At 43.6% G+C, this 3,461-nt stretch carries 4 protein-coding genes; 1 reads left to right on the top strand and 3 read right to left on the bottom strand.

The features are described 5' to 3' along the window. Positions 1–71 precede the first annotated feature (71 nt). The 3 genes from ACM0OR_RS27945 to ACM0OR_RS27935 all read right to left on the bottom strand — a co-directional run bounded on the left by ACM0OR_RS27945 (position 72) and on the right by ACM0OR_RS27935 (position 3,150). Positions 72–548, bottom strand: coding sequence for an SH3 domain-containing protein (locus ACM0OR_RS27945; protein ID WP_414579662.1), 477 nt, complete (start codon positions 546–548; stop codon positions 72–74). A 143-nt stretch (positions 549–691) separates the two neighbouring features. Next, positions 692–2,203 carry an AAA family ATPase gene (locus tag ACM0OR_RS27940; RefSeq protein WP_414579661.1) on the bottom strand — a complete coding sequence of 504 codons (1,512 nt, stop codon included), beginning with the start codon at positions 2,201–2,203 and terminating at the stop codon, positions 692–694. A gap of 167 nt (positions 2,204–2,370) precedes the next feature. After that, positions 2,371–3,150, bottom strand: coding sequence for a DUF4058 family protein (locus tag ACM0OR_RS27935; protein WP_414579660.1), 780 nt, complete (start codon positions 3,148–3,150; stop codon positions 2,371–2,373). 52 nt (positions 3,151–3,202) lie between these two features. On the opposite strand from ACM0OR_RS27935, the gene ACM0OR_RS27930 reads away from it, so the two are divergent. After that, positions 3,203–3,388 carry a DDE transposase family protein gene (locus tag ACM0OR_RS27930; protein ID WP_414579659.1) on the top strand — a complete coding sequence of 62 codons (186 nt, stop codon included), beginning with the start codon at positions 3,203–3,205 and terminating at the stop codon, positions 3,386–3,388. Positions 3,389–3,461: the final 73 nt, after the last annotated feature.

Here is a 3,461-nt window from a genome sequence, read left to right as displayed (position 1 = left end):
AACTCAGCACTCACAACTCAGCACTCAGCACTCAGCACTCAGCACTCAGCACTCACAAACTGTTCACTGATTTAATTAACCCGTTCAATATTACCGACTTTTACCCAACCTTCCTGTTTACTGCCTTCGATACGAATTTTTAGCCACTTTTTATCTTGGTTTTCTTCCAAAACAATAATATTTTGTTTAAACGCAACACTGCCAACGCGCTCGGCATCTTGTTTAGGTTCAGCACGTAAACTTAACCCTTCAGACCAAGTGACACGCCCTTGATAAGCTCCTGGTGGCAATGCTTCTGATGATTCTGTAGGAGTTGGAGTTGCGGAGGGGGTAGGAGAAATTATTGCTTTAGGAGTAGGTGTACTTTTTAAGTCAGTTTTTTGCGGATTTGAAGTTTGGAGGGCAGGGCTATCATTGGCATAAGTCGGTTTAGTAGGGGGTATAGCAGTTCTATTCATGAAATAGAGTGCCACAGCTACACCGCTACCAACTAAAACTGCGATCGCTAATAAAAATCCCAATATAAACTTTAGTAAACCAGAAACCATAGTTATGTCCTTTTTAATAATCAATAGTTAATAGATTTTTCCCCAATCCCCAGTCCCCTATTAATCAATAGTCCATATTAGTCGATGATTAACTCTGAATTATGGACTATTGCAAGTGAATTGACCAACTATATGGACACAAATTACCGTAGCTTCCCGAAGGTATCGCTTAAAGGTGTTTGTTTTGAAGCTAAACGCGCTCTCCCTGCTGCTGCCCATTCTTGCAGTTTTTGGATTTGCTCTACAGCTGTGCGGGCTAAGGGGATAATTTGACTGGCGGCTTCTAAAACATCGTCCGTGGTAAAGTCTCGGTTTTGGCTAAATCCAATGTGCATGGCTTCAATTAAAGTTTGCTCGATTTCTGCCCCTGAAAAATCGGGTGTTTCGTATGCTAATCGGATGATGTCATAATTTTTCAAATTGTGGGGGCGTAGTCGGGATAAATGCACATTAAAAATAGCTTTTCTTTCATCTTGGCTAGGTAAACCGACAAAGAAAATTTCATCAAACCTACCTTTGCGCAGCATTTCCGGCGGTAAGGCTTGGATGTCGTTGGCGGTAGCTACCACAAATACAGGTGAGGTTTTTTCAGCTAGCCAGGTAATAAACGTACCAAATACACGGCTAGTTGTTCCTGCATCACCTTTACTACCCAGTCCAGAAAAGGCTTTATCTATTTCATCAATCCACAAAATGCAGGGGGCGAGAGCTTCTGCTACTTGGATCATTTGGCGGGTGCGAGATTCTGATTCACCCACCAACCCAGCAAACAAGCGTCCTACATCTAGCCGGAGTAGTGGTAAATGCCAGTGATGGGCGATCGCTTTTGCCGTTAATGATTTGCCAGTTCCCTGAATCCCCACCAATAATAAACCTCTAGGATGGGGTAAACCGTACTGACGCGCCCGTTCAGTAAACGAGCCTCCCCGCCGCAATAGCCAATCTTTGAGGTTATCTAGTCCGCCAATATCAGAAATTTGCTCAGTGGCGGGGTAAAAGTCGAGGATTTGGGTTTGGCGGATGGTTTGGCGTTTTTCCTCCAAAACTAAATCTACGTCTTCTGGTTGTAATTCGCCGTGGGTGGCGATCGCCTTGGCCAAAACCCGCCGAATCCTCTCCATTGATAGTCCTTGGCAAGAGCGCACCAAATCATCTAAAACTTTGCCAGACAGTGAGTTACCAGTGGCTTGTAGTAAGCGTTCTACCTCTGTTGTAATTTCGGGGGCGGCGGGTAAAGGGAACTCCACAACCGTTAAGATTTCGGTTAAATCATCAGGAATCGCAATGCGTGGTGATAACAAAACAATATTTTTGGGTTGAGACTTGAGAAGTCGCGCTAAATTGCGGAGTTTGCGAGCGATCGCCACATCATCTAAAAACCGATGATAGTCCCGTAAAATTAAGACGGCTGGGGCTGAAGCAGATAATTTTTCTACAAATTCTAAAGCTTGTAGAGGGTTACGCCGTCCAAATCCCTCATCATTGGGGTTTCCTTGACAGCCATCGACAAAATCCCAAGTATATACAGGGCGATTCCCTTGATTGTTGGCTTCTTCTCGGATTGCTGCTTCTACCCGTTCCTCTTCATAGGTGGGAATATAAATTAAGGGGTAGCGAGCGCGTAGCAGCAGTTTAAACTCTTCGCGAAAGTTCATATATAGCCATTAGTTGTTAGTTGCTCTTGATGGCAATGTACAACAATTCCTATCTGCTTTGATTTTTGTTCGCGCAGGGTGGCGTAGCCATACTTAATATATTGATAATTATTTTTAGGGTGCGTCGCTCATCTCCCGACTACCTGAAATTAACGGCAACTGTAACGTCAACCTTGCTGTTGTAATAATGTATTAGCCCAAGCAGCATCATTTTCTTGAAGGGGTGGAACTGGCTTTTGCGTATAGTCTATAGCCAGATCAAATCCAGCGCGATCGTATACACCATCTATTAATACTTTTAAATCTATTATTGGTTCGACATCACCCCGACGCAAGGGTAATAAAAAAGTTGGAATCTGCTCTTGCAACCCAAAAGGGTATAGTTCTGCTTTGGGACGGGATGGGCTACGACTCACCAAAATTCGATAATGTGATTGAATTTGCATACCCAAAATAGGCATAGGCTCACCACAACGTAACAAATCGATTTCTACTAAATGAGTTGAGCTACCTAATATTTGCTGACGCTTAGTTTCGTATGCTTTTCTACCCTCACCAGAACGCTTATTTTTGGGTGACAACACCTCAATTACTGTGACAACTTCCCCAGTTCCCACTTCTCGCACCTCTAGATATGCCTCCCTTACTTCTTCTGGGATGGGAACGCTGACAGTCATGGGTTTTGCAGGTGGTGAAGCTACCGCGAGTGGAGATTGTTCCTTCTCAGAATTGGTGAGAGAACGCCCCATAAGTACATCAGGGATACCAACTAAGGCAGCATTTTCATCTGTCATCTGATACACTCGTTTTTCTACAGCTACACGGTATTTAGGTCGTAGTTGAGGAGCAACGGCATCAGCGATCGCAATAATTAATCTACTATGAACTTCAGGCCAAAGTTCTGGATTTTCAAGGTAGGGATTCATCCCTGGAAACGGTGAGGGCATAGATTGGTCGTGATAGAGTTCTTAAGGCTGATCCTAGCAATCTACTATTGTTATGAATAATTCACAAATTTGGTATATTGTCAAGTGTAATACTGGTAATTGCAAAATCGTCCCCAGCCAAGAAGTTGAGGACTATGGTGTCAATATTATCGACCAGTGGGGGCCGTTTAACTCACAGGAAGAAGCGATCGCTAGAAGAGTTGGACTCATCAGGTCTGGCAAATGCCAACCTCAATGAGTGCTGAGTGCTGAGTGCTGAGTTATGAGTTATGAGTTATGAGTTATGAGTTATGAGTTATGAGTTATGAGTT

Source organism: Anabaena sp. CCY 9402-a (assembly GCF_963920945.1).
Taxonomy (GTDB): domain Bacteria; phylum Cyanobacteriota; class Cyanobacteriia; order Cyanobacteriales; family Nostocaceae; genus Trichormus; species Trichormus minutissimus.
Note: the sequence above shows the minus strand (reverse complement) of the source record. Positions and strands in the feature narration are given on the sequence as shown.